Annotated in this window: 27 protein-coding genes and 3 pseudogenes; 17 read left to right on the top strand and 13 right to left on the bottom strand. The window is 72.1% G+C overall.

Annotated features, from left to right (window positions below):
- Positions 1-126: 126 nt before the first annotated feature.
- From ACIPXB_RS04390 to ACIPXB_RS04400, 3 genes and pseudogenes are all read right to left on the bottom strand, one after another.
- Positions 127-300, bottom strand: a pseudogene (locus ACIPXB_RS04390) (type II toxin-antitoxin system VapC family toxin); the annotation flags it as partial.
- A 15-nt stretch (positions 301-315) separates the two neighbouring features.
- Positions 316-555 carry a hypothetical protein gene (locus ACIPXB_RS04395; RefSeq protein WP_401444438.1) on the bottom strand — a complete coding sequence of 80 codons (240 nt, stop codon included), beginning with the start codon at positions 553-555 and terminating at the stop codon, positions 316-318.
- Positions 552-827 (bottom strand): hypothetical protein, encoded by a 276-nt coding sequence (locus ACIPXB_RS04400; protein WP_401444440.1) that lies wholly within the window; start codon positions 825-827, stop codon positions 552-554. Before ACIPXB_RS04400 ends, ACIPXB_RS04395 begins: the two co-directional genes overlap by 4 nt.
- Positions 828-1266: 439 nt before the next feature.
- Between ACIPXB_RS04400 and ACIPXB_RS04405 the strand changes: the two genes are divergently transcribed.
- The 4 genes from ACIPXB_RS04405 (at position 1267) to ACIPXB_RS04420 (ending at position 6044) form a co-directional block, all read left to right on the top strand.
- A complete protein-coding gene (locus tag ACIPXB_RS04405) occupies positions 1267-1482 on the top strand; it encodes a type II toxin-antitoxin system VapB family antitoxin (RefSeq protein ID WP_401444443.1) in 216 nt (71 codons plus the stop codon).
- Entirely contained in the window at positions 1479-1901 is a 423-nt protein-coding gene (locus tag ACIPXB_RS04410) for a PIN domain nuclease (protein ID WP_401444444.1), read from the top strand. The genes ACIPXB_RS04405 and ACIPXB_RS04410 overlap by 4 nt, the downstream gene beginning before the upstream one ends.
- A 218-nt stretch (positions 1902-2119) precedes the next feature.
- Positions 2120-4555 carry a helicase C-terminal domain-containing protein gene (locus ACIPXB_RS04415; RefSeq protein ID WP_401444446.1) on the top strand — a complete coding sequence of 812 codons (2436 nt, stop codon included), beginning with the start codon at positions 2120-2122 and terminating at the stop codon, positions 4553-4555.
- Positions 4556-4616: 61 nt separating this feature from the next.
- Positions 4617-6044 carry an ATP-binding protein gene (locus ACIPXB_RS04420; protein ID WP_401444448.1) on the top strand — a complete coding sequence of 476 codons (1428 nt, stop codon included), beginning with the start codon at positions 4617-4619 and terminating at the stop codon, positions 6042-6044.
- A gap of 218 nt (positions 6045-6262) precedes the next feature.
- On the opposite strand, the gene ACIPXB_RS04425 is transcribed toward ACIPXB_RS04420, so the two are convergent.
- From ACIPXB_RS04425 to ACIPXB_RS04435, 3 genes are all read right to left on the bottom strand, one after another.
- Entirely contained in the window at positions 6263-6529 is a 267-nt protein-coding gene (locus ACIPXB_RS04425) for an SCO5918 family protein (RefSeq protein ID WP_401444451.1), read from the bottom strand.
- Between the two features lie 149 nt (positions 6530-6678).
- Positions 6679-6882, bottom strand: coding sequence for a cold-shock protein (locus ACIPXB_RS04430; protein ID WP_401444454.1), 204 nt, complete (start codon positions 6880-6882; stop codon positions 6679-6681).
- Positions 6883-7152: 270 nt separating this feature from the next.
- Entirely contained in the window at positions 7153-7482 is a 330-nt protein-coding gene (locus ACIPXB_RS04435) for a MerR family transcriptional regulator (RefSeq protein WP_401444457.1), read from the bottom strand.
- A gap of 368 nt (positions 7483-7850) precedes the next feature.
- On the opposite strand from ACIPXB_RS04435, the gene ACIPXB_RS04440 reads away from it, so the two are divergent.
- The 3 genes from ACIPXB_RS04440 (at position 7851) to ACIPXB_RS04450 (ending at position 9975) form a co-directional block, all read left to right on the top strand.
- Complete coding sequence (locus ACIPXB_RS04440) at positions 7851-8204, top strand: YciI family protein (protein ID WP_401444459.1); 354 nt, start codon at positions 7851-7853, stop codon at positions 8202-8204.
- Positions 8205-8274: 70 nt separating this feature from the next.
- A complete protein-coding gene (locus tag ACIPXB_RS04445) occupies positions 8275-9519 on the top strand; it encodes an RNA polymerase sigma factor (RefSeq protein ID WP_401444462.1) in 1245 nt (414 codons plus the stop codon).
- A 57-nt stretch (positions 9520-9576) separates the two neighbouring features.
- On the top strand, positions 9577-9975 hold the full coding sequence (locus tag ACIPXB_RS04450) for a molybdopterin-binding protein (protein ID WP_401444465.1): 399 nt from the start codon (positions 9577-9579) through the stop codon (positions 9973-9975).
- 45 nt (positions 9976-10020) lie between these two features.
- On the opposite strand, the gene ACIPXB_RS04455 is transcribed toward ACIPXB_RS04450, so the two are convergent.
- Entirely contained in the window at positions 10021-10305 is a 285-nt protein-coding gene (locus ACIPXB_RS04455; RefSeq protein ID WP_401444468.1) for a PucR family transcriptional regulator, read from the bottom strand.
- A gap of 213 nt (positions 10306-10518) precedes the next feature.
- On the opposite strand from ACIPXB_RS04455, the pseudogene ACIPXB_RS04460 reads away from it, so the two are divergent.
- Both ACIPXB_RS04460 and ACIPXB_RS04465 read left to right on the top strand, forming a co-directional pair.
- Positions 10519-11049 (top strand): annotated as a pseudogene (locus ACIPXB_RS04460) (molybdopterin cofactor-binding domain-containing protein); the annotation flags it as partial.
- Between the two features lie 25 nt (positions 11050-11074).
- A pseudogene (locus ACIPXB_RS04465) lies at positions 11075-11570 on the top strand (molybdopterin-dependent oxidoreductase).
- Here the strand turns inward: ACIPXB_RS04465 and ACIPXB_RS04470 are convergent.
- Together ACIPXB_RS04470 and ACIPXB_RS04475 are read right to left on the bottom strand one after the other, a co-directional pair.
- Positions 11536-11955 (bottom strand): molybdopterin-binding protein, encoded by a 420-nt coding sequence (locus tag ACIPXB_RS04470; protein ID WP_401444471.1) that lies wholly within the window; start codon positions 11953-11955, stop codon positions 11536-11538. The pseudogene ACIPXB_RS04465 and the gene ACIPXB_RS04470 overlap by 35 nt on opposite strands.
- Positions 11956-12138: 183 nt before the next feature.
- Positions 12139-12642, bottom strand: a complete 504-nt coding sequence (locus ACIPXB_RS04475; RefSeq protein ID WP_401444473.1) for a DUF2000 family protein — start codon at positions 12640-12642, stop codon at positions 12139-12141.
- A 49-nt stretch (positions 12643-12691) separates the two neighbouring features.
- Here ACIPXB_RS04475 and ACIPXB_RS04480 point away from each other — a divergent pair, with 49 nt between their 5' ends.
- Positions 12692-13534 (top strand): AraC family transcriptional regulator, encoded by an 843-nt coding sequence (locus tag ACIPXB_RS04480; protein ID WP_401444475.1) that lies wholly within the window; start codon positions 12692-12694, stop codon positions 13532-13534.
- Here ACIPXB_RS04480 and ACIPXB_RS04485 read toward each other — a convergent pair.
- Entirely contained in the window at positions 13491-14312 is an 822-nt protein-coding gene (locus ACIPXB_RS04485) for a VOC family protein (protein WP_401444477.1), read from the bottom strand. The genes ACIPXB_RS04480 and ACIPXB_RS04485 overlap by 44 nt on opposite strands.
- An 87-nt stretch (positions 14313-14399) precedes the next feature.
- On the opposite strand from ACIPXB_RS04485, the gene ACIPXB_RS04490 reads away from it, so the two are divergent.
- Together ACIPXB_RS04490 and ACIPXB_RS04495 are read left to right on the top strand one after the other, a co-directional pair.
- The gene (locus ACIPXB_RS04490; protein ID WP_401444479.1) at positions 14400-14990 is read left to right on the top strand and encodes an HhH-GPD-type base excision DNA repair protein; all 591 of its coding nucleotides are present in this window, start codon (positions 14400-14402) and stop codon (positions 14988-14990) included.
- A gap of 99 nt (positions 14991-15089) precedes the next feature.
- Positions 15090-15575, top strand: a complete 486-nt coding sequence (locus ACIPXB_RS04495) for a cupin domain-containing protein (protein WP_401444482.1) — start codon at positions 15090-15092, stop codon at positions 15573-15575.
- On the opposite strand, the gene opcA is transcribed toward ACIPXB_RS04495, so the two are convergent.
- Both opcA and ACIPXB_RS04505 read right to left on the bottom strand, forming a co-directional pair.
- A complete protein-coding gene (gene opcA / locus ACIPXB_RS04500; protein WP_401444485.1) occupies positions 15524-16456 on the bottom strand; it encodes a glucose-6-phosphate dehydrogenase assembly protein OpcA in 933 nt (310 codons plus the stop codon). The two genes, ACIPXB_RS04495 and opcA, sit on opposite strands and share 52 nt — an antisense overlap.
- Before the next feature lie 126 nt (positions 16457-16582).
- The gene (locus ACIPXB_RS04505; protein WP_401444487.1) at positions 16583-18151 is read right to left on the bottom strand and encodes a helicase HerA-like domain-containing protein; all 1569 of its coding nucleotides are present in this window, start codon (positions 18149-18151) and stop codon (positions 16583-16585) included.
- An 88-nt stretch (positions 18152-18239) separates the two neighbouring features.
- Here ACIPXB_RS04505 and ACIPXB_RS04510 point away from each other — a divergent pair, with 88 nt between their 5' ends.
- The gene (locus ACIPXB_RS04510) at positions 18240-18536 is read left to right on the top strand and encodes a type II toxin-antitoxin system VapB family antitoxin (protein ID WP_003955420.1); all 297 of its coding nucleotides are present in this window, start codon (positions 18240-18242) and stop codon (positions 18534-18536) included.
- 115 nt (positions 18537-18651) lie between these two features.
- Positions 18652-19293, top strand: a complete 642-nt coding sequence (locus ACIPXB_RS04515; RefSeq protein WP_401444489.1) for a LytR C-terminal domain-containing protein — start codon at positions 18652-18654, stop codon at positions 19291-19293.
- A 61-nt stretch (positions 19294-19354) separates the two neighbouring features.
- Here ACIPXB_RS04515 and upp read toward each other — a convergent pair whose 3' ends face one another.
- Entirely contained in the window at positions 19355-19990 is a 636-nt protein-coding gene (upp, locus tag ACIPXB_RS04520) for a uracil phosphoribosyltransferase (protein WP_401444492.1), read from the bottom strand.
- Positions 19991-20141: 151 nt separating this feature from the next.
- Here upp and ACIPXB_RS04525 point away from each other — a divergent pair, with 151 nt between their 5' ends.
- The 3 genes from ACIPXB_RS04525 (at position 20142) to ACIPXB_RS04535 (ending at position 22232) form a co-directional block, all read left to right on the top strand.
- On the top strand, positions 20142-21140 hold the full coding sequence (locus ACIPXB_RS04525) for a universal stress protein (RefSeq protein WP_401444495.1): 999 nt from the start codon (positions 20142-20144) through the stop codon (positions 21138-21140).
- Between the two features lie 110 nt (positions 21141-21250).
- Positions 21251-21436 (top strand): hypothetical protein, encoded by a 186-nt coding sequence (locus ACIPXB_RS04530; RefSeq protein WP_401444497.1) that lies wholly within the window; start codon positions 21251-21253, stop codon positions 21434-21436.
- A 247-nt stretch (positions 21437-21683) separates the two neighbouring features.
- Complete coding sequence (locus ACIPXB_RS04535; protein WP_401445789.1) at positions 21684-22232, top strand: hypothetical protein; 549 nt, start codon at positions 21684-21686, stop codon at positions 22230-22232.
- Positions 22233-22264 lie beyond the last annotated feature (32 nt).

Here is a 22264-nt window from a genome sequence, read left to right on the forward strand (position 1 = left end):
GGTCGACTTCCTGTCCTACGCGGAGCCCCGTCCTCGTGCCCCGACTTCCCCGAACCGCTTGACAGAACGGGCGAGCCCTTAACTACGCGGCCTTGCCTCAAGAGGGCACGCACGCCCGACCTCGGCTCAGCCCCCGTACTCCCACGGGTTGAGCAAGAGGGCGCCGGTCCGGGCCAGGTGCTTGACGTTCCGGCTCACCAGAGTCCACCCGTTCGCCAATGCAGTGGCGGCGATCAGTGCATCTGGTGGATCGATGCCGGTCCCGGCACTCTTCAGCTTCCGATGAAGGGAGAGGTAGGCGAGCGCCTCCCGTTCTCAGATGGCCGCGATCCGGTCGCTGTAGTCGTCGCGGATGCCGTCGAGCGCCCGCGCGAAAGCGGCACGTCGCACCAGGTCCGGTGTCTGGGCGATGCCCGCCTCGATCTCCGCGATCGTGATGACGCTCAGGTAGAGACCGGTGGCCGGTACCGAGCGGGCCCAGGCGACAACCGCTGGAGCGGGCTTCGGCCGAGTAGTGATCTCGGCGACCACGTTGGTGTCGAGGAGATGGATCACTCGCCGCCCGCCGCGTCGTCGTAGGAGCGCTGCCCGAACTCCAGACCCTCGAACGGGGCTGACGCAAGCCGCTCAAGAAACCCGTCACTGCCGAGGGTGGCCCAGCGGTGAAGCATGTCGGGCAACGCATCGATGTCGGTGTCGGCCAGCTCGGCATCGAAGTGCCCAAGCTGGTGCTCGGGCAAAGCCTCCCGGATCTCCCGGATGGTCCGCAGCGGATGCGGGTCTTCGGGCCGACGGGGTGGGAGCGGGAGGTTCGGGGCAGTACTCATGATCGGCTCCTCCACGAAGCGGTCCGCTGGCCCATACCTGAGGACAAGCCTAGGCTGGCCGGCCATCACGCAGGCTGGATCCCACTGAACCCAGGCCGTCTGGTCTCAGTTCTGGTCTCAGTCGTGGCCGTCCGGGGCTGTTCGGACGGAGCCAGCCTGGACTCTCCGCCGCAGGTCAGGACGGGCACGACCGCCGCCGGCCCCCCGTACGAACATGTGGAAACGCTCACGCCCGACCGACGAACACCCGAGCGCTCCACCCTTCCGCACCGAGCGAACTCCGACACCCCCACCCGGACGGAGTGCGGCCCGTTCACAGCCCTCCGGCCTCCACCCGAGCCGCTGCAGACACCCGACAGCCGCGCGGGAGAGAACGCAGCACAGCGATGAACTATCGGAGGTATAGTTTTCTCCATACTTGATATCAAGGAGGTGTACCATGACTCGTACGGTGATCGACCTCGATGACGAGCTGGTCGCGGACGTGGCCAAGGCCCTGGGGACCAGCACCAAGAAGGAGACGGTCAACACCGCCCTGCGCGAGGTGCTGGAGAGCAGGCGGCGCGCGCTGGCCCTGACCCGCCTGCGCGCCGCGGCCGACGAGGGCGCATTCGATCTGACGCTCTTCGAGGACAAGCGGAACTACCGACGGTGAACGCAGCGCTCTACCTGATCGACACCAGCGCCCTCGCCCGCTTCATGGGGGGCGACGCGGAGCAGTACGGCTGGGACCAGGCGGCAGCCGCCGGCCTGATCGCCACGTGCCCCATCACGGAGCTGGAGTTCTTCTACAGCGCCCGGTCGGCAGCCGACCGGGCGCGCGGCATTGAGGACATGCGACTGCTCTTCGGCTGGGTTCCCGTCGACGACCGCGCCTACGACCGCGCCTGGCAGGTCCAGGAGGCCCTCACCAAGCAAGGCAAGCACCGCAGCGCAGGTGCGGTCGACCTCGTCGTCGCAGCGACTGCCGAGCTGCAGGGGCTCACCCTCCTGCACTGTGACCACGACTTCGACTGCGTCGCCGCAGTAACCGGCCAGCCCGTTCAGTGGTACGGCCCTGAGGGCCGTAAGTAGCCGAGCAGTAGTTGCATTTCTGGTTGCGTTTACATACACCTCATTCGGATGTTTCGGGTAAGCCGGGTACCCCCCCTCCCGCCGCCTCGGACGCCCGCGCCCGCCAACGGGGGAGTCCTGTCCCGTACGGCATCTGCGGATCACGGGAGTACGACATCCTTGAAAACTGCGGCGGGAGTCCCCGCTGCCATGGTTCTGATCTCGCGAGGTGTCCCGGCGTGAAGTCCCGATCGACGCTGGCGACTTGGCTGGGCAGCCTCGACGGCCGTCGCCTGGCACGCGTGCTCGAGACGCGGAGGGACGCGGCGGCCACTCCCGAGCCGCGCTCGGTGGGGGAACTGGCCGACCGTCTTCAGCGCCCGGGATCGGTGGCACTCGCCTTGCCGCAGCTCGCGCTGCCACATCTCCAGGTCGCCGAAGCTCTGGCGGCGCTGCGTGCGCCCGCGTCGCGCGATGCGCTGGCAGAGCTGTTGGGAGCGGCCGACGACGACACCATCCCCGAACTGGAGGCCGTACTGGAGGCTCTGGCCGATCATGCTCTGGTCTGGCCGGACGGCGCGGGGAAGCTCCGCATGGCAGGACCGCTGCGGCAGGCGTGGGACGCGCCCCTGGGGCTGGATACCCAGCTGGAGGAACTGCTCTCCGGCACGACCTCCGACGAGCTGCGCGGAATGCTGGCGGCACTGGGCGTCAAGCCGCCGAGCAGCAAGGCGCAGCGGCTGGCCGCACTGGTGGAACACCACAGCGCCCCGGAGCGGATCCTCTCCGTGGTCGCCAAGGCCCCTGCGGCGACCCGGAAGCTGCTCGAAGGCCGAGCGGGGGCTGGGCCCGCGAGGCCCGCGCGGTTCGTCATGTTCGGGAGTCCGGGCCCTGATCCCGAACCGGGCGCTCGATGGGCACTGGAACGGGGGCTCCTGGTCCAGGACCGCCACCGCTACGGCCCGGCCCGTATGCCCGCCGAGGTGGCGCTCGCGCTGCGCGGGCGCGGCTGGCACGCCCCGTTCCAGCCCGTCCCGCCTTCCGTGGGATGGGCGCCCGTCGCCCCGAGAGAGGTCGACCACGAGGCGTCGGCCGCCGCCTCGGCGTTCACCGGAGGTGCCGCCTCGGTCCTGTCGGCCTGCGCGGCGACCGCGCCGACCCGGCTGAAGTCCGGCGGGATCGGCGCGCGTGAACTGGCACGGATCGGCAAGGCCGCCCAGGCCGACGACACCGTCGTACGTCTCACCCTGGAGACCGCGTACGCCGCCGGCCTGCTGGCCCGGGACGGCGATCGCGTGGCGCCCACCGAGGGATACGACGCCTGGGCGGAACAGGAACCCCCGGAGCAGTTCGCCGTACTGCTGCAGGCATGGCGGAACCTGCCGCTCACCCCCACCCAGGCGCGCGACGAGGACGACAAGGCACTCCCGGCACTCGCCGGCGCACCGCCCTGCAACGGCTGCGTGCAGGCCCGTCACGGGCTGTTGGCCGCAGCCGGGCGGCTCCCGGCAGGGCAGGGCGTGCGGGTCGCGTCGGATCTGGGGCCGCTGATCGCCTGGTACCGCCCCTTCGCCGACTCGTCGCCGGACGGACCGCCGTTCGCCACCGTGATCCGGGAGGCCGAGCTCCTCGGCGTGCTCGCACGCGGTGCTCTGTCCGCCATCGGGATCCACCTGCGGACCGGCGACGCGGAGGGGCTGGGCGTCGAGTGCCGGCGGCTGCTGCCCTCGGCCACCGCGACGGCCCGGATCGGCGCCGACCTCACCGCCGTCGTCACCGGCGCACCGTCCGCGCGGCTGGCCTCGCTCCTGGACTCCGTCGCCGACCGGGAGACCAGCGGCACGGCGTCGGTGTGGCGGTTCAGCGCCGGCAGCGTCCGCCGGGCTCTGGACGTCGGCCGTACCCCCGAGGACATCACAGCGGACCTGGCCGCTGTCGCCGTCGGACCCCTGCCGCAGCCCCTGTCGTACCTGGTCGCCGACACCGCACGCGGCCACGGGCGGGTGCGCATCGCCCCCGCCGCCTGCGTCCTCCACGGCGACGAGCCCGCTCTCCTGGCCGAACTCGCCGCCCACCGCAGGCTGGCCAAGCTCGGACTCCGGCAGCTGGCGCCGACGGTGCTGATCAGCCGCAGCCCGCTCGACACGACCCTCGCCGCGCTCCGGGCCGAGGGATACGCCCCCGTCGCCGAGACCGACCAGGGAACGGTACGCATCGAAAAGGCCCGACCTCGGCGGGCAGCCGCTCCCGTTCCGGCTCCGCGCAGCTCCAGGGCCAGGGGCGGCGGTCGGACCGGTGCCGCGAGCACGCCGAAGGAATTCGCCACACTCGACCCGAACGCGTTGGCGACCCGGCTGCTGGCCGCCCCTGCCACGACTCCCGAACCGGCATCGTTCGACGGAGGAGTGCCCTTCGCCACGGACACCGAGGAGATCGTCGCAGGGTGGGCGAAGCGCCTGCCGTACAGCGACATCCGCCAGCTCGCCCACGCCATCGACACCGGTCAGGCCATCACCGTCGAGTACGTTGCCACCTCGGGCAGCCGGACCGTGCGCACCCTCAGCAGCCTGGACCTCGATCCGCCCTATCTCGAAGCCTGGTGCCACCTTCGGGACGCCGAGCGCGTTTTCACACTCTCCCGCATCCACAGCGTCATGAGCGCCGCACCCGAGTGAGGGAAAATGGTATCGGCGACGATAGTATCTCTGCCGATACTATTGCTCGCGGGAGGCTTGAATGCGGCGCTTCATCGGACGGGACCGCGAGCTGGACGTGCTTGTCAGCGCCCTGCGGTCGGTCCACGGTGCCGTCGGCTCGGCGAAGCCGGGACAGTGCATCCTCATGCGCGGGCGGAGGCGGGTCGGCAAGTCCAGCCTCGTCGAGGAATTCCTCCGACGCACCGAGGTTCCCCATCTGTTCTTCACCGCGGCGGGCGGCACGGCGGAGGACGAGCTGACGGAGTTGCTCGACGCCGTCGCCAGATCCACCCTGCCGGAGCGGGCACTGTTCTCGGAGGAGACTCCAGAGCAGTGGAACGCGGCATTCAGGCTGCTCGCGGAGATCCTTCCCGACGACAGCCCAAGCGTGGTCGTCATGGACGAGGTTCCGTACCTCATGGACCGCATCGACGCCTTCGAGGGCATGCTCCAGCGGGCGTGGGACCGTCTGCTCAGCCGCAAACCCGTACTCCTCCTCCTGGTGGGCTCCGACCTGTCGATGATGGAGGCGCTGAACAGCTACGACCGCCCCTTCCACCAGCGGGGTCGGGAAATGGTCGTGGGGCCGCTGAACCCGGCCGACATCGGCGAGATGCTCGGGCTTGAGCCGGCCGCAGCCTTCGACGCCGCCCTGGTCACGGGCGGTCTTCCGCTGATCTGCGCGGAGTGGCGGCCCGGAGCCGATGTCTGGGAGTTCCTCCGCGACTCGCTCGACAACCCGATCTCGGCGCTGCTGGTCTCCGCCGAGCGATCACTTGCCGCGGAGTTTCCACCGCAGGCCATGAGCCGGGAGGTCCTTCGGGCCATCGGAAGCGGTGAGAGGACCTTCACCAACATCGCTCGCGCGGCGGGCGGCATCGCCCACACCACTCTCACCCGAGCCACTGATGTCCTGACCGAGAAGCGGGTGGTGGCAGCCGAGCTGCCCCTCTCGCTGAGACCGTCGAAGGAACGCCGCTACCGCGTGGCCGATCCGTACCTACGGTTCTGGCTCGCGTTCCTGGATCCGCACATGGCGGAGATCGAGCGCATGAGGGGGGATCTCACGCTGGGCCGGATCAAGGAGCAGTGGACGAGCTGGCGGGGGCGTGCGATCGAGCCCCTGGTCCGGGAATCCCTCGCCCGCCTCCTGCCGGACGGGCTCCTGCCCGCCGCTCCGGCGATCGGCGGCTACTGGACCCGCAGCAACGACGTCGAAATCGACTTGGTCGGCGCCGACCGGCAGCCGGTGGCCAAGGAGTTGCTCTTCCTCGGTTCGGTCAAATGGGTGGAGAACTCCGCGTTCGACAGCCACGACCTGGCCGCGCTCCAGAAACACCGGGCCGCGATCACCGACGAGCCGGTACCGCTCGTGGCGGTCTCGCGCAACGGGACCGCCCCTTCCGGGCTCGGGCTCCAGGCGGCGTACGGACCAGCGGAACTGTTGGGCGCCTGGCGCAGAACGTGATCAGAGGCCGGGCCTTCCATGGTTGCGGTTCTGGTTGCATCCGCCTCCGTCCGGTGCCGTCCGAACGGAGGCAGCCGGACCGATCCGCCGCAGGTCAGTGCCTCACCGGGCACGTCGGAGAAGGGCCCCGCTGCTTGCAGCGGGGCCCTTCTCCGTATGCGGTGCGGCGCACGCGCCAGGGGCAGAGCGGCCGACGTGGACCACGTCACATCGTGGCATCAGGCCTGGGAGAGGCCGGACGGGTCGGCGGTGGGGGTGGCGCGGCAGGTGAAGCCCAGGCGGACCAGGGCGCGGTAGACCTCGCCTGCGGTGAAGTCGCGGGGGTCCTGGCCGGTGATGATGCGGCCGACCTGCTTGACGGGGTAGACGCGGCCGTCGATGGTCGCGGACGCGTCGGTGACGGGCTCGGGCACGACGCCCTTCATGGACGCCTCCACTCCGCCTTTGGTCAGTTCGAAGGGAAAGCGGGCGATCACGCAGCGCATGAGGGTTCCTCCGTGGCGAACGGGAACCCGCCGCCGGCCAGCGGCGGGTAGAGGTTCATGGGGCGGCAGCCGGGCCGTGGGCCCTGGGGGAACGCGAACCGGGGCCCGCACCCCAAGGTGCGGACCCCGGCCGGGCGTGCGTCCTGTGATCAGGCGGAGACGATGTTCTCAGCCTGGGGGCCCTTCGGGCCCTGGGTGACGTCGAACGACACCTTCTGGCCCTCCTGGAGCTCACGGAAGCCGTTGGAGACGATGTTGGAGTAGTGGGCGAAGACGTCGGCGCCGCCGCCGTCCTGCGCGATGAAGCCGAAGCCCTTTTCGGCGTTGAACCACTTCACGATGCCAGTAGCCATGAAAGATCTCCTCTAACGGGGCAGGTCCCGGGGCGGGCACTGTGCACACCCCGCGTCGCCGCGATGATTGCCCCGCCGGAAAAGACCGGTAATGCTCGACGCACTGGGAACCACAACTGCAACTTCTTTCGAAACTACCACAGCACCCCTGCGCCGCCCCGGAAACCATGGACAGGAAGACCGAATTCCTTCGAAGGAGGTTATTTCACCTGCCGCGATTGCTGTAATTCTGTATCGGTCGGCATAGGGTTTCACCGGTTCCGGCGGGCGTCAGCGGCTTCGCAGGTCCCGCCGCAGTTCCTCGTTGTCCCGCAGGGCCTGGGCCAGCTGCCCCTCCAGGAGGATGATCTGGCAGGCCGCCTCGACCGGGGTGCCCTGGCCCACCAGCTCGCGTGCGCGGGCCGCGACGCGCAGCTGGTGGCGGGAATAGCGGCGGTGTCCGCCCTCCGACCGCAGGGGTGTGATCAGCCCCGCCTCACCCAGCGCCCGCAGGAACGCGGGCGTCGCGTCGATCATTTCCGCAGCCCGGCCCATCGTGTACGCCGGATAGTCGTCGTCGTCGAAACGGTCGGGGGTGCGGGCCGGGGATTTCGGGGTCACACAGACCTCTCACTTCAGCGGCAGAACACGGCGAAGTGTACTCCGGCCGCAGCAGATTTTCTCCGGGTGGGAAAATCGGACGCCTCCGAAGCCCGGTCCGGCTGAACGCGCCCCGGTAGCGGCCGCGGGCGTACGGGGCCGCGGGCGTACCGGGGCACGGGCGTACACGGGCACGGGCGTACGCGGGCACGGGCGTACGCGGGCACGGCTGTCCGGGGGCAGGGCTGTCCGGGGGCAGGGCTGTCCGGGGGCGGCTCCGGAGGATTCCCGGAAAGATTTCCGGGGGAGGTGTCGATCCGGCCGTCTCCCGTTCGACGCAGGGGTGAGAGGCGGGGAACGAGCCCCGTCCTCCTGACCGAGGAGCCACCATGCCGCGCTACCTGACACTGATCCGCATCGACGAGCAGAACCTGCCCGCCGACGCCCCCGGGCCCGACTTCGACGCACGCATGGGAGCGCTGTTCGAGGAGATCACCAAGGCCGGGGTCATGCTGGACACGGCCGGCCTGAAGCCGACCGCCGAGGCCACCCGGGTGACCTGGGCCGGCGGGAAGGTCGGTTACACCGACGGCCCGTTCACCGAGACCAAGGAGGTCATCGGTGGCTACTCCCTCATCCAGGCCAAGGACAAGGCCGAGGCCGTCGAGTGGGCCCGGCGGTTCCTGGAGATCCACCCGCCGCACTGGACCGTGACGTGCGAGGTCCGCGAGATCGAGGGCTGAGCGAGGTCGGCCGTCCCGTCCGTGCCGCCGGGTCGCGCTTGCCCGGCGGCACGGGCGGCTGCTCTGATGGGTGCCCGTGACGGCAGCGAGCGTGGCCCGGACGGTCGAAGCGGTGTTCAGGATCGAGTCCGCACGGATCATCGCGGGCGTCACCCGGATCGTGCGCGACGTCGGCATCGCCGAGGAGCTCGCGCAGGACGCGCTGGTCGCGGCCCTGGAGCAGTGGCCGGCGGCAGGCGTCCCGGACCGGCCCGGCGCCTGGCTGATGGCCACCGCCAAGCACCGCGCGATCGACCTCGTCCGCCGCAAGGAGACGTACGCGCGCAAGCTGGCGGAGGTCGGGCGCGCGCAGCCCGACGCGGTCGCGCCACCGCCCGAGCCCGCCGACGCGGACGACATCGACGACGACCTGCTGCGGCTGATCTTCACGGCGTGCCATCCGGTCCTGTCGACGCACGGCAGGATCGCGCTCACGCTGCGCCTGCTGGGCGGGCTGACGACGGAGGAGATCGCGCGGGCGTTCCTGACGTCCGAGCCGACGGTCGCACAGCGGATCGTCCGGGCGAAGCGGACGCTGGCGAAGGCCGACGTGCCCTTCGAGGTGCCGTACGGCGCGGACCGCGAGGCCCGGCTCGGTTCCGTCCTGGAGGTCATCTACCTGATCTTCAACGAGGGCTACGCCGCCACCGCCGGCGACGACCTGGTCCGGCCGGCCCTGTGCGAGGACGCCCTGCGGCTGGCCCGGGTGCTGGCGGGCCTGATGCCCGACGAGGGCGAGGTGCACGCGCTGGCGGCGCTCCTGGAGTTCCAGGCCTCACGCATCCCGGCCCGCACCGGGCCCGACGGCGCGCCGGTGCTCCTCGCCGACCAGGACCGCTCGAAGTGGAACCGGCTGCTGGTCCTGCGCGGACTCGAGGCGCTGCGGCACGCGGGCCACGGGCCGTACGCCGTCCAGGCCACGATCGCGGCGTACCACGCGCAGCCCGTCCGGTACGAGGACACCGACTGGCCGGCGATCGCGGCCCTGTACGGCCGGCTGATGGCGCTGACCCCGTCCCCGGTCGTGGAGCTGAACCGGGCGGTCGCCGTGTCGATGGCCGAGGGCCCGGCGGCGGGGCTGGCGCTGGTGGACGCGCTGGCGGCCGAACCGGCCCTGAAGGACTACCACCTGCTGCCGAGCGTGCGCGGGGACCTGCTGGAGCGGCTCGGGCGCAGCGCCGAGGCGCGGGCGGAGTTCGAACGGGCGGCCGCGCTGACCCGCAACGCCGGCGAGCGCCGGCTGCTGCTGGCGCGGGCGGCCCGCGCCGGGTCCTGAGTGCACGCCGGTCCCGCAGGGGCGCCGGACCGGGCGGGCAGCCCCTAGAGTGCGTACGTGCCGCAGTACACCATCGGGCAGGCGGCCGGCCTGCTGGGCGTGAGTCCGGAGACCGTCCGGCGCTGGACGGACGCCGGGCGGCTGCCCGCCGTCCGGCAGGACGACGGGGTCCGCAGCATCGACGGCGCGGCGCTCGCCGCGTTCGCCCAGGCACGGGCGGCCGGGATGCACCCGCTTCCCGAGAACAGCCCGGCCACCTCCGTGCGCAACGCCTTCGCCGGCATCGTGACCGGCGTGCGGGTGGACGACGTGGCGGCGCAGGTGGAGATCCAGTCGGGCCCGCACCGCATCGTGTCCCTGGTGACGCGCGAGTCGGTCGAGGAGCTCGGCATCGAGGTCGGCGTGACGGTCACCGCGCGGGTGAAGTCCACCAACGTGCACATCGACCTGGGCTGAGGCCGAGGCCGAGGCTGAGGCGCATGACCCGGCGGCGCGCCGGGGTCACAGGCAGCGCAGCGCCGCGTACAGGTCCAGCTCGTGGTCCAGGCGCGAGAGGTCACGGCCCGTCAGGGACTCCACGCGCTCGATCCGGTAGTGGACCGTGTTCACGTGCAGGTGCAGGGCCTCGGCCGTACGGGTCCAGGAGCAGTTGTTCGCCAGGAACACCTCCAGCGTCTCGCGCAGCATCCCGTCGCCGAGCGCTCCCAGGACCCGGGTCCGGTACACCGTGCGCACCTCGGCCGGCGCCCCCGCCAGCAGCTCCGCCAGGGTGCCCGGTTCCGCCACCTCCCGTACGGGCGCCCGCTCGTCGGTCGCGGCGCGGGCGAACAGGGCCCGGGTGAGCCCGCCCGCAGCCCGGCGCCGAGCCGCGCCTCCGGTACTCCGTCGCGAGCGCCCGCGGAGCCGCCGGCACCGCCCGCAGCGTCATCGGCGGCGCCCGCGCAATCGCCCGCGTCGCCCGCGAGGGCCACGACCGCCACCGTCTCCCCGACCGCCGCCGCGGTCGCGTCCGTCCCCGCGGCCTCCGCGTGCCGCAGCGCCTCCACCAGCGCGTCCCCCGAGGTCGCCGGGCGCCTGAAGACGTTCGCCGCCCGGCACACGGGCGTGGCCCGCCACCTGTGCACGCTCGGCGCCGAGGCCTTCGACTGCGCGGGCCGGGTCGTCACGCTCAGGGAGCTGTACGAGGCCGCCCACGCGTCGGGCCGCGCCGCCGAGGTCAGCGCGGAGGGGCACTGGGGCGGCAGCCCGCGCTCGGTGGCCTTCGACGCGCAGTGGTTCCGGGTGGCGGTCGACCCCGGCACGGGGGAGATGAGGATCCTGCGCAGCGTGCACGCGGCGGACGCGGGCAAGGTCATGAACCCGATGCAGTGCCTGGGGCAGGTCGAGGGCGGTGTCGCGCAGGCGCTGGGGGCCACGCTCTTCGAGACCGTACGTGTCGACGAGCGCGGCGAGGTCACGGCGGCGGCCTTCCGCCGCTACCGGCTGCCGCAGTACGCCGACGTCCCGCGCACCGAGGTGCACTTCATGGAGGGCGGTGTCCGGGCATGCCCTGGTCATGGCCGAACTGATGCTGCACGGCGATCTGGACCACCCGGCCACGCTCAGCGTCGCCGACCTGCGGGAATGGCGGTACCACCGGGCCGCGGTGACGTTCGACTGCGCGACGAACGGTCCGCAGGAGCACGTCTTCGAGGGCCCGCTGCTGCGCGAGGTGGTGGCGGACGCGGGCCCGGCCTTCGACGCCCGCCGCCCGCAGGGACCGCTCGCGGTTCCTGCGGGCGGTGACCGGGGCGGACGGCCACCACACCGTGCTGTCGTGGGCGGAGCTGGACGCCGACTTCGGCGGCAGCCCGGTCCTGCTGGCCACCCGGCTCGACGGGGCGGACCTCGACGAGGCGGGCCGCCAGCTGGTGGTGCCGTCCGACCGCTGCGGGGCGCGCTGCATCAGCGCGGTCACGCACGTATGGTTCGGCGCACTGGCGGCGCCGGCGACCGGGCCCGTGAACCGGGCCGTCCTCACGCGGACCGGAGGGCCACCTCGGTCGACTTGATCAGGGCGACGACGGAGGACCCGGCGGTCAGGCCGAGCGCCTCGACGGCGTCCTTGGTGATGGCGGCGGTCAGCCCGCCGCCGTTCACGTCCACCTTGACCGAGGCCATCGCGCCGCCGGTGGCCACGTCGACGACGGTGCCGGCGATCTGGTTACGGATCGACAGCCCCTCGACGGGCCCGGTGGCCAGCGCCACCTCGGTGGCCTTGACCAGCACGGTCACGGCGGAACCGGAGGTGATGCCGAGCTCCTTGACGGCGTCGGTGGTGATGGCGGCGGTGATGTCCTGACCGCCCTCCAGACGGACCTTGACGGTCGCCATGGCCTCACCGGTCGTCACACCCGTGACGGTGCCGGCGATCTGGTTGCGGATGCTCAGGCTCATGCAGGTCAACCTCTTACGTAGATCCCGGTACGACCCGGACACGGACCGCACGATACGGACCGCACGCGACCGAACGTAATCGGCTTTCCGGCGGCGCGTGTTCGACCCGTCGCATCCGCCACCCGCAATCCCCCCGCCCGGCTCGTCCCTGCGGCCGTATGCACCTGACGGGCGCCCGGAACGTCACGGGTGCATCCGCGCCCCCTTGAGCACCTTGTCCACCGCGTTGCGCGGCCCGTACACGGCCAGACCCACCAGGTCCAGGGAGTCCCGGCCCACCGCGGCGACCGCCGCCCGGTTGTCCCGGTCGTTGCCCGTGGTGAAGAGCTCCGACGTGAAGACCGACAGGGGCAGCGAGCGGGCCAGGGCGCGGGTGTGGGCCGCGGTCAGCGTCTCCTCGGTGCCCTCGAAGACCAGGACGGGCTGGCGGAACATCGGCAGGTACGCGGTGCCGTCCGCGTCCGCGTACGGGGCGCCGATCACCCCGGGTTGCGCCGTGCCGAGGCCGCTGACCAGGAACGCGGTCACGTTCAGCCGCTGCCAGGTCTCCAGGTCCGCGCGCAGCAGGACGGCGATCTTGGTGTCGGGGCGGACGGGGGCCGCGTCCGCGGGGGCGTGCGGCGCAATGCCGGCCGTGGTGTCGGCCGTGGTGTCGGCCGTGGTGTCGGCCGTGGTGTCGGTGTTCATGATCCGAGACTGCCGACCCGGGCCGCCGGCGGTCTTGTACATTCCTTGCATGGTGGACGGGCAGCAGGTTTCCGCGTGGCGCCCGCCGGTCCCCGGGGTCGTGGAGGTCTTCCACGCCCACTTCACCGAGCACGCCTACCCGATGCACGTCCACGACGTGTGGACCCTGCTCATCGTCGACGACGGCGCGATCCGCTACGACCTCGACCGCCACCGGCGCGGCACACCCGGCGACACGGTGTCCCTGCTCCCGCCGCAGGTGCCGCACAACGGCTCGCCCGCCACCGCGTCCGGATTCCGCAAACGGGTCCTCTACCTCGACCTGACCCAGCTGGACGAGACGTTCATCGGCCCGGCGGTGGACGGCCCCGACCTCCTCGACCCGCTCCTGCGCCGGCGCGTGGCACAGCTGCACACCGCGCTGGCGGCCCCCGGTGACGAACTGGAGGCGCAGAGCCGCCTCGCCCTGGTCCGCGAGCGCCTGCGCACCCGGCTGCGGCCCCGGCTGCTCCCGCCCGGCCCCCGGGTCCCCGACCGCGGGGTGGCCCACGACTTGCGCGAACTCCTCGACGCCCGGCTGGTCCGTGGGGTGACCCTGGACGAGGCCGCCACACTGCTGCACGCCCATCCCACGCACCTGGTGCGGGCGTTCGGCGCGGCGTTCGGCATCGCCCCGCACCAGTACCTGACGGCCCGCCGGGTCGAGCGCGCCCGCCGCCTGCTGCTCGACGGGCAGCCGCCCGGCCACGTGGCGGCCGCGGCCGGTTTCTACGACCAGTCGCACCTGGCCCGCCACTTCAAGCGCCTCGTGGGCACCACGCCGGGCCGTTTCGTCCGCCCGCCCGCGATCAGGCGGGGGTCGTCGGGGGCATCTCGCCCGTCGTGCGGCTGAGGTCGATGACCGCGAACGCCGCTCCCTGCTGGTCGGTGAGGGCGGCGAACCGCCCGAACGGGCTGTCCATCGGGCCGAAGTGCAGCGTGCCGCCGTGCCCCTGCGCCTTGGCGACGGCGTCGTCGCAGTCGGGGACGGCGAAGTAGATCTGGACGTACGCCGGCAGGTCCGGCGGGAAGTCCTCGTCCATCTTCATCCGGCCCAGGACCGGATGCTCGGGACCGCCAAGACTGAAGATCTTGAAGTCCATCGTGGACGGCCCGCCCTCGTCGCCCGCCTCCATCCGCTCCACCTGGTAGGGGAAGACCCGCCTGAGGAAGTCGTCGGCCGTGTCCGGCTCCCGGGTGAAGATCTCGGCCCAGCAGTACGCGCCGTTCTCGCCCATCTTCTCGAAGCCCTTGTGCTCGCCCGGCTGCCAGACCCCGAACACCGCACCGCTGGGCTCCTTGGCGAGGGCCATCGAGCCGAAGGGACCGATCTGCATCGGTTCCATCAGGAGCGCCCCGCCCGCCTCCTTGATCTTCTCGGCGGTCCGGTTCGCGTCGTCCGACGCGAAGTACAGGCACCAGGCGGACGGCGCCTGCTCCGCGCCGGCCATGGGAGGGGCGACGGCGGCGACGGCCTTGCCGCCGGAGTAGGCCTGCGTGTAGTCGCCGTACTCGGTGGACGCCTCACCGAAGGTCCAGCCCAGCACGTCCCCGTAGAAGGTCTTCGCCCCTTCGACGTCCTTGAACATGGCGTCCGCCCAGCAGGGCGCGCCTTCCGCGAAATCTGTCATGGTACGCCTCACTCCTTCCCACTCCTCACGCTAGGCGCGCGGTGTGCCGGGCGCGCGGGGAACGCGGTCGCGCGGCAGGCTGGGGGCATGGAACACACGATGCGGCTGGCCCAGGATCCCGAGGCGGACGCGCTGCTCGGGCGCAGCCCGCTGGCGCTGCTGGTGGGGATGCTGCTGGACCAGCAGGTGCCGATGGAGTGGGCGTTCTCGGGGCCGTGGACCATCGCGCACCGGATGGACGCCGACGACCTCGACGCGCACGCCATCGCGGCGTACGACCCGGAGGCCTTCGCGGCGCTGCTCTCGCAGAAGCCGGCCGTGCACCGTTACCCGGGGGCGATGGCCAGGCGGGTGCAGCAGCTGTGCGCGTACCTGGTGGAGCACTACGGCGGAGACGCCTCCGCCCTGTGGAGCGAGGTGGCGACCGGCGCCGAACTGCTGGCGCGGCTCAAGGCCCTGCCGGGGTTCGGCGAGCAGAAGGCCAAGATCTTCCTGGCCCTGCTGGGCAAGCAGTGGGACGTACGCCCCACGGGCTGGCGGGAGGCCGCGGGCGCGTACGGCGAGGCGGGCGCCCACCGCTCGGCGGCGGACATCACGGGCCCGGAGTCCCTGGCCCGGGTGCGGGCGTACAAGCAGGAGGCGAAGGCGGCGGCCAAGGCCGCGAAGCGTGGCGGGTAGCCCGGGCACGGACATCCCGTGCGGGGCGCGAATTGACCGGGAAATCGGCCATGAAAATGACCCCTGAAACCGGTCGATCACCGCCATAGGCTGAGGGACATGAAGACGAACGAGAGCGCGCACCTCACCCGGAACGCCACCGCCGAGACCGTCTCCGACGCCCCCGGCAGCCTGATCACCCTGCTCACCGACCAGGCCGGACTGACCTGCAACACGGCCACCTTCGACGAGGGCGCGGCCGGGGCGCCGGTGCACTTCCACACCCGGGCCACCGAGTTCTTCTTCGTCGTCGACGGGCGGCTGGACGTGCTGGTGGACGACGAGGTCACCACGCTCGGCAAGGGCGACTTCCTCGCCGTACCGCCCGGAGTGAAGCACGCCTTCGCGCCCGCCGCGGGCCACACCGCCCAGGTGTTCGTCGGGTTCGCGCCCGGCATGGAGCGCTTCGACTACTACCGGCTGCTGGGCCGGGTGAACGCGGGCGAGGCCACCGTCCAGGACATCAAGGACTCCTCACCCGTCTACGACAACCACTACGCCGAGAGCGCCGCCTGGAGCGGCCGCCGGCGCAGCGCCGAGCCGTAGATCACGTCCGCGTCGAGCCGGCGCAGCTCCTCCGCGATCAGCTCCGCGTTCGTACGGATCTTCAGCGCGACGGGCCGGTCCGGCCGGCCCGGCACGGAGAGCGTCGCGACCGCCCCCGCAGGGCGGTCGATACGGATCTCCCCGTCCGCGGTCTCCAGACGGACCCGCGTGATCACCGGACCCCGCGTGGCGACCCGCTCCACCGGTACCCCGAGCCGGTCCTCCAGCCAGCGGGCGAGCAGCTCGGCGCTCGGGTTCCCCGCCTCGCTCTCCACCCCCGCCCCCGTCACCGGGAGCCCGCTCTGGTCCAGGGCCGCCGCCAGCAGCGCCCGCCAGGGCGTCAGCCGCGTCCACGCCAGGTCGGTGTCACCGGGCGTGTAGGCGGCGGCCCGCTCGTCCAGCACGGCGACCGGGTCGGGCGCGGACTGCGCGTCCGTGATGCGGCGCTGGGCCAGCGCGCCCAGCTCGTCGTGAGCCGGCCGGTCCGGCGCGTCGGCCGGCCACCAGGCGACCACCGGCGCGTCCGGGACCAGCAGCGGCAGTACCACCGAACCCGTGTGACCGGTCAGCTCCCCGTGCAGGCGCAGGATCACGATCTCGCCGGTCCCGGCGTCCGACCCCACGCGCAGCTCGGCGTCCAGCCGCGTCTCGCGCAGCGTGTGCGGACCGCGCGAGGTCCGCTTGATGACGACGATGATCCGGCACGGGTGCTCGCGTGCGGCCTCGGTCGCCGCCCGCACCGCGTCGTACGCGTTCTCCTCGTCGGTGGCCACGATCAGGGTCAGCACCAGCCCCGTCGTGTGACTGCCGACGGCCCGGCGGGCGGCGAGGAGCGCCCGGTCGATCTTGCTGGACGTGGTGTCGGTGAGTTCGGTCCGCATGGCATGAGTCTGTCAGCCGATGGCCTGACGGGGGACGGTGGTTGCCTGGATTTCCCCTCGACCCCGGCCCCGCATCTCTCTCGTCCCTCTCGTCCCGCTCGTCTCCCGCGTCGCGCTCATCACCGCCTACCTCCGCCGCCGCGCCGTACCGAAGACCGACCGGGAGATCTCCCGGCCGAGCTGGGTGCCGATCGAGCGGGCCAGCGAGCGGAACAGCCCGCTGCCCACGACCTGTTCGGCCAGGGACTGGTCCTTCGGCGCCGCCTTCGCCGTCCGCGCCGCCGTCCTGGCCTGCTTCTCCGCCTCGGCCTCGGCCGCCGCCTGCTCCGCCGCCGCCTCCGCGGCCGCCTGCTCGGCGCTGATCTTCTCGTACGCCGACTCCCGGTCGACCGCCTGCGCGTACCGCCCGTACAGCAGCGAGGACTTCACCGCCGTCTCCAGCGCCACCGCGTCGATCGGGCCCATCAGCGAGCTCGGCGCGCGCAGCCGGGTCGCCGCGACCGGCGTCGGCGCGCCGTTCTCGCTCAGCACCGTCACGACGGCCTCGCCGGTGCCCAGTCGGGTCAGCAGCTCCTCCAGGTCGTAGTCCGAACGGGGGAAGGTCCTCACCGTCGCCTTCAGCGCCTTCGCGTCGTCCGGGGTGAAGGCGCGCAGCGCGTGCTGGACCCGGTTGCCGAGCTGCGCGAGCACGTCCGCCGGCACGTCCTTCGGGGTCTGCGTGACGAAGAAGACGCCGATGCCCTTGGACCGGATCAGCCGCACCGTCTGCGTGATCGCCTCCAGGAACGCCTTCGACGCGCCGTTGAAGAGCAGGTGCGCCTCGTCGAAGAAGAAGACGAGCTTGGGCCGCTCCAGATCGCCGACCTCCGGCAGGCCGGTGTAGAGGTCGGCCAGCAGCCACATCAGGAAGGTGGAGAAGAGCTGCGGCTTGTCCTGTACGGCGGGCAGTTCCAGTACGGAGACCAGTCCGCGCCCGTCCGGCGCGGTCCGCAGGAATTCGCTGGTGTCGAACTCCGGCTCGCCGAAGAATTCCCCGGCGCCCTGCTGCTCGAATGCGGTGAGCGCGCGCAGAATGACCCCCGCCGTGACCGTCGACAGCCCGCCGATTCCCTTCAGCTCCGCCTTTCCCCGGTCGGAGACGAGAAAGGCGACGACCGCCCGCAGGTCCTTGAGGTCGATCAGCTCCAGGCCCTTGGAATCGGCGTAGTGGAAGATGAGCCCGAGCGACTGCTCCTGCGTCTGGTTGAGCTGGAGCACCTTCGACATCAGCACCGGCCCGAAACTCGTCACCGTGGCCCGCAGCGGAATACCGGTCCCGATGCCGCCCAGCGCGTAGAACTCCGCGGGGAATCCGGCGGGCTCCCACTCCTGGCCCACCTCCCGGGCCCGGCCGCCGACCTTGTCGTTCGCCGCGCCCGGCGCCGAGATCCCGGAGACGTCCCCCTTGATGTCCGCGAGGAACACCGGCACGCCGGCTGCCGACAGCTGCTCGGCCACGAGCTGGAGGGTCTTGGTCTTCCCGGTGCCGGTCGCGCCCGCGACCAGTCCGTGCCGGTTGAGCATCGACAGCGGGATGCGGATCTGCCGGTCCGGCAGGCAGGTCCCGTCCCACAGCAGCGCCCCCAGGTCGAGCGCGGGGCCGGTGAAGGCGTACCCGGCGGCGATCTCATCGGCCGCGGCGGTGCTGTCGCTCATCTCTCACTCCCGGAATAGACCTGTTTGTCACCTTTCCATCAACACCACGAGGCTGCGCCCGCAGGCACGGGACCGGTAGGCTTTCCGTGTGATCTTCAAGCGCATCGGAAACGGGCGGCCGTACCCCGACCACGGCCGGGAAAGCACCCGGCAGTGGGCGGACGTCGCGCCGCGCCCGGTCCGGCTCGACCAGTTGGTGACCACCAAGGGACAGCTGGACCTCGAGACGCTGCTCGCGGAGGACTCGACCTTCTACGGCGACCTCTTCGCCCACGTCGTGAAATGGCAGGGCGACCTCTACCTGGAGGACGGGCTGCACCGCGCCGTGCGCGCGGCCCTGCAGCAGCGCCAGGTGCTGCACGCCCGCGTCCTCGAACTGGGCTGATCGGTCGGCCGGTCAAAACAGCTGATCAAGGGCTGGTTGCGCCTTTCGGGTCAGGCTTGCCCGATCAGCAGATCATTTAGTAGGCATCGTCACCGGGCCGCACTACGCTGCGCCCATGAGCATGCTCACTCCCCCCGGCATGGGCGGAAAGTACCGCGTCACGGGAGCCGCGTACCCGCGCATGAGCCGCCGCCGCAGTCGTCGCCGCCTGGTGTTCACCGCCCTCGGTTCGGTCCTGGTCCTCGCCCTGCTCGGCTATGGAACCCTGCAGCTCATCGACGTGTTCGGCGGTGACAAGGACAAACGCGACGCCGTCGCGACCAAGAACTGCGGCACCAAGGGCAGGCCGGCCTCGGCCAGCACCGCCGCGCAGCCGCCGGTGCAGCTCCCCCAGCCCGGCACGATCACCGTCAACGTCTACAACGCGACCCCGCGCTCGGGGCTCGCCAAGGCCGTCGGCGACGAGCTCAAGAAACGCGGCTTCACCGTCGCCGACGTGGGCAACGCCCCTGCGGACTTCGACAAGAAGGTGCCCGGCACCGGGATACTGCTGGGCTCCCCCAAGACCGACAAGGCCGCGTACTCCGTGCTCGCCACGCACCTGGCCGGCACCACCCAGCAGGCCGACGCCCGCGAGGGCGCGGACATCGACCTGATCCTGGGTGACGCGTTCAAGGAGCTCAGCACGGTGCAGGAGGCGGAGAAGGCACTCGCCGCCCTGACCAACCCGCAGCCCCTGCCCGCGGCCACCTGCTGAACCGGGTGGCCGCATGGCCGGGTAACGGTGTGACGGCGCGTGACGGCCGTACGGCTCGGGCCTACTCGGCCGAGCCGTACATGCGGTCGCCCGCGTCGCCGAGGCCCGGCACGATGTAGCCGTGCTCGTTGAGGCGCTCGTCGACCGCCGCCGTGACGACGGTGACCGGCGTGCCCGCCAGCTCGCGCTCCATGACCTCGACGCCCTCGGGGGCGGCCAGCAGCACCACGGCCGTGACGTCGTCGGCGCCGCGCTTGATCAGCTCCTGGATCGCCGCGACCAGCGTGCCGCCGGTGGCCAGCATCGGGTCGACGACGTACACCTGGCGGCCGGAGAGGTCCTCGGGCATGCGCGTGGCGTAGGTGGAGGCCTCCAGGGTCTCCTCGTTGCGGACCATGCCCAGGAAGCCCACCTCGGCGGTCGGCAGCAGCCGCACCATGCCGTCGAGCATGCCCAGACCCGCGCGCAGGATCGGCACGACCAGCGGGCGCGGGTGGGAGAGCTTCACACCGGTCGTCGGGGCGACCGGCGTCTCGATGTCGGCCTGCTCGGTGCGGACGTCGCGGGTGGCCTCGTACGCGAGCAGGGTCACCAGCTCGTCGGCCAGTCGGCGGAAGGTGGGGGAGTCCGTGCGCTTGTCGCGCAGGGTGGTCAGTTTGTGCGCCACCAGGGGGTGATCGACGACCTGCAAACGCACAACATCCTCCAAGGCTCAGCTTCAGGGTTTTGACCTGCGACAACGGACGCAAGACGCGACCCGCGCCCAAAAGGCTACGCGGTACGGGCCACGCTCGCGGCAACCCGGGCGCGCGGCTGCGCGAAGCCGTCGCCGATGCCACCCTGGAACCATGATCGATGGACCGGTCGTGGCGGCGGTCGACGGATCCGACCACAGCCTGAAGGCGCTGGAATGGGCCGTGGCGGCCGCCGGACGGCACCACGCGGAACTCGTCGTCGCCCACGTCCTTCCCGATCACGTCCAGTTGTACGCCGGCCGCCGCGAGGCGCTGGGCGGCGCCACCGAGCCGCCGGACCCCATCCGCGCCCTGGTGCCCGAGGGCGCCCGGTACCGGGCGCTGGAGGGCGCGGTCCCCGTCGCGCTGCGCGGCGCGGCCGAGGGTGCGGGGATGCTGGTCATGGGCTCGCGCGGCCGCGGCGGCTTCGCCAGCCTGCTGCTGGGCTCCACCAGCCGGGCGGTGTCGACGACCGCCGCCTGCCCCGTGGTCGTCGTCCCGCACGACGCCCGCACCGAGGGACACGGCGCGGCCGGCCCCGGCGCCGGCGCCGGCCCGGCTGCCGGTCGCGACGCCGACGCCACGGCCGCCCACGACGCCGACACCGACCCCGCGGCCGCCGCCGACCGGGTCGTGCTCGGGCTGCACGCCGCCGAGACCGCCGACGAGGTGATCGCGTTCGCCTTCGCGGAGGCCGCGGCGCGGCGCGCCGCCGGCCGGCCGGCCTCCCTGCGGGTGGTCTCCGCGTACGCCGTCCCGCCCTCGCCGCTGCTGCTGATCGACGCCCCCTTCGGCGTCGTACCGCCCGAGGCGCTGCCCGACGTCCTCGCCGACACGGACCGGGCGCCGGCCGAGCGGGAGATGCTGCGGAGCCAGGGCGAACGGCTGGCGCCGTACCGCACGCGGTACCCGGACCTCCCCGTGGACCAGGTCGCCTCCCCCGGTGACGCGGCCGGGCTGCTCGTGCAGGCCGGCGCGCACAGCGCCCTGGTGGTCGTCGGCCGGCACCACCGGCGGCTGGGACGTGCGTTGCTGATGGGGTCGGTGGCCAACGCCGTCCTGACCCACACCCCCTGCGCGGTGGCCGTCGTACCAGCTCAGGAAGGTGAATGACGCGAGCCGGAGGGGTGGCATCAAGTGACCGTCAGGGGGGAAGGTGGGGAGCGGGGGGACTGCTTCGCGACGCGGAGGAGGACGAGCGGACCAGCCTGGGACGGTGGCCGATGCCCGACGACCAGCCGACAGCGGAAGACGACACGGCGGAGACGGCGGCGCAGCGCAGAGCGCGGCGCGCGCAGTTCCTGCGCGACCTGAACGAGGCCCGCGAGCTGCGCGACCGGGTGCAGCCCCGACGCGCCCGCGCGGCCCGGATGCGCCAGCAGATGCGGATGCGTACGTTCCGCTGGTGACGGATGCCGTGCGCGGGCCCGTCCGAGGGCCCCTCCGAGGGCCCCCGAGCAGCACCCGTTCAGCCAGCGCGGCGCACGGCGCGGCACGACGCAAGCGCGGAAGACCTCTCGCAAAGCCGCTGTTTCTGCCACGATGCCGATGGGGAGGGGCTTGAGCGGCAAGCAGCACAGCCGTTCCACCCCCCACCCCAACCTCCGGCCGGGGGGACCTCCAACCGGCACGCCTATGACCAGTGGGAGAGTCACGGTGTACTTCGCCGCACTGCTCGCGCGCACCGAAGACGGGTGGGAAGCGAGCGACATGGAACTCGACGGAGTCGAGTCGCTGACGGATCTGACCGATCTCGCCCGTTCCGCCGCTGTCGAAGACGACACGGTGGTCGCCCTCATCGAGCAGGAGGACGCCTGGTTCGGCGTCGTCCGCGTGGACGGCGAGGAGGACCCGCGGATCTTCGTCTCGAACGCGGTCCTGGCCTCGCGCAGCTCCTACGGCTCGATGCTGACCGACGAGCTGCTGGGCAGCGACGACGAGGAGGACAACGAACTCGACGAGCTCGACCTGGACGGCACCGAGGACGGCGAGGAGGACGCGGTCGCGGCGTTCGCCGACGCCGCGGACGAGGACGCCGAGGGCGCGGGCGGGGCCGAGCCGGTGCCGTCGGGGCCGCTCGGCGACGCCCGGCTGCTGGACGACCTCGGCGTGAACCACCGGGAGCTGCTGGCCCTCGACGGGGACGCCCTCGCGGAGATCGCCGACGCCCTCGGCGCCACCGAGGTCCTGGAGGCCGTCCGCTAGTGATCGCCACGCACGACCCCGGGCACGTACCC

The sequence above is a fragment of the Streptomyces sp. NPDC090022 genome (genome assembly GCF_044748145.1).
Classification (GTDB): Bacteria; Actinomycetota; Actinomycetes; order Streptomycetales; family Streptomycetaceae; genus Streptomyces.

Bases quoted from the DNA above. Each gene is read 5' to 3' on its own strand.
- ACIPXB_RS04400 (WP_401444440.1), bottom strand. From the start codon at position 827: ATGAGTACTGCCCCGAACCTCCCGCTCCCACCCCGTCGGCCCGAAGAC.
- ACIPXB_RS04405 (WP_401444443.1), top strand. From the start codon at position 1,267: ATGACTCGTACGGTGATCGACCTCGATGACGAGCTGGTCGCGGACGTG.
- ACIPXB_RS04420 (WP_401444448.1), top strand. From the start codon at position 4,617: ATGCGGCGCTTCATCGGACGGGACCGCGAGCTGGACGTGCTTGTCAGC.
- ACIPXB_RS04425 (WP_401444451.1), bottom strand. From the start codon at position 6,529: ATGCGCTGCGTGATCGCCCGCTTTCCCTTCGAACTGACCAAAGGCGGA.
- ACIPXB_RS04430 (WP_401444454.1), bottom strand. From the start codon at position 6,882: ATGGCTACTGGCATCGTGAAGTGGTTCAACGCCGAAAAGGGCTTCGGC.
- ACIPXB_RS04440 (WP_401444459.1), top strand. From the start codon at position 7,851: ATGCCGCGCTACCTGACACTGATCCGCATCGACGAGCAGAACCTGCCC.
- ACIPXB_RS04470 (WP_401444471.1), bottom strand. From the start codon at position 11,955: ATGAGCCTGAGCATCCGCAACCAGATCGCCGGCACCGTCACGGGTGTG.
- ACIPXB_RS04475 (WP_401444473.1), bottom strand. From the start codon at position 12,642: ATGAACACCGACACCACGGCCGACACCACGGCCGACACCACGGCCGAC.
- ACIPXB_RS04480 (WP_401444475.1), top strand. From the start codon at position 12,692: ATGGTGGACGGGCAGCAGGTTTCCGCGTGGCGCCCGCCGGTCCCCGGG.
- ACIPXB_RS04485 (WP_401444477.1), bottom strand. From the start codon at position 14,312: ATGACAGATTTCGCGGAAGGCGCGCCCTGCTGGGCGGACGCCATGTTC.
- ACIPXB_RS04490 (WP_401444479.1), top strand. From the start codon at position 14,400: ATGGAACACACGATGCGGCTGGCCCAGGATCCCGAGGCGGACGCGCTG.
- ACIPXB_RS04495 (WP_401444482.1), top strand. From the start codon at position 15,090: ATGAAGACGAACGAGAGCGCGCACCTCACCCGGAACGCCACCGCCGAG.
- opcA (WP_401444485.1), bottom strand. From the start codon at position 16,456: ATGCGGACCGAACTCACCGACACCACGTCCAGCAAGATCGACCGGGCG.
- ACIPXB_RS04505 (WP_401444487.1), bottom strand. From the start codon at position 18,151: ATGAGCGACAGCACCGCCGCGGCCGATGAGATCGCCGCCGGGTACGCC.
- ACIPXB_RS04515 (WP_401444489.1), top strand. From the start codon at position 18,652: ATGAGCATGCTCACTCCCCCCGGCATGGGCGGAAAGTACCGCGTCACG.
- ACIPXB_RS04525 (WP_401444495.1), top strand. From the start codon at position 20,142: ATGATCGATGGACCGGTCGTGGCGGCGGTCGACGGATCCGACCACAGC.
- ACIPXB_RS04530 (WP_401444497.1), top strand. From the start codon at position 21,251: ATGCCCGACGACCAGCCGACAGCGGAAGACGACACGGCGGAGACGGCG.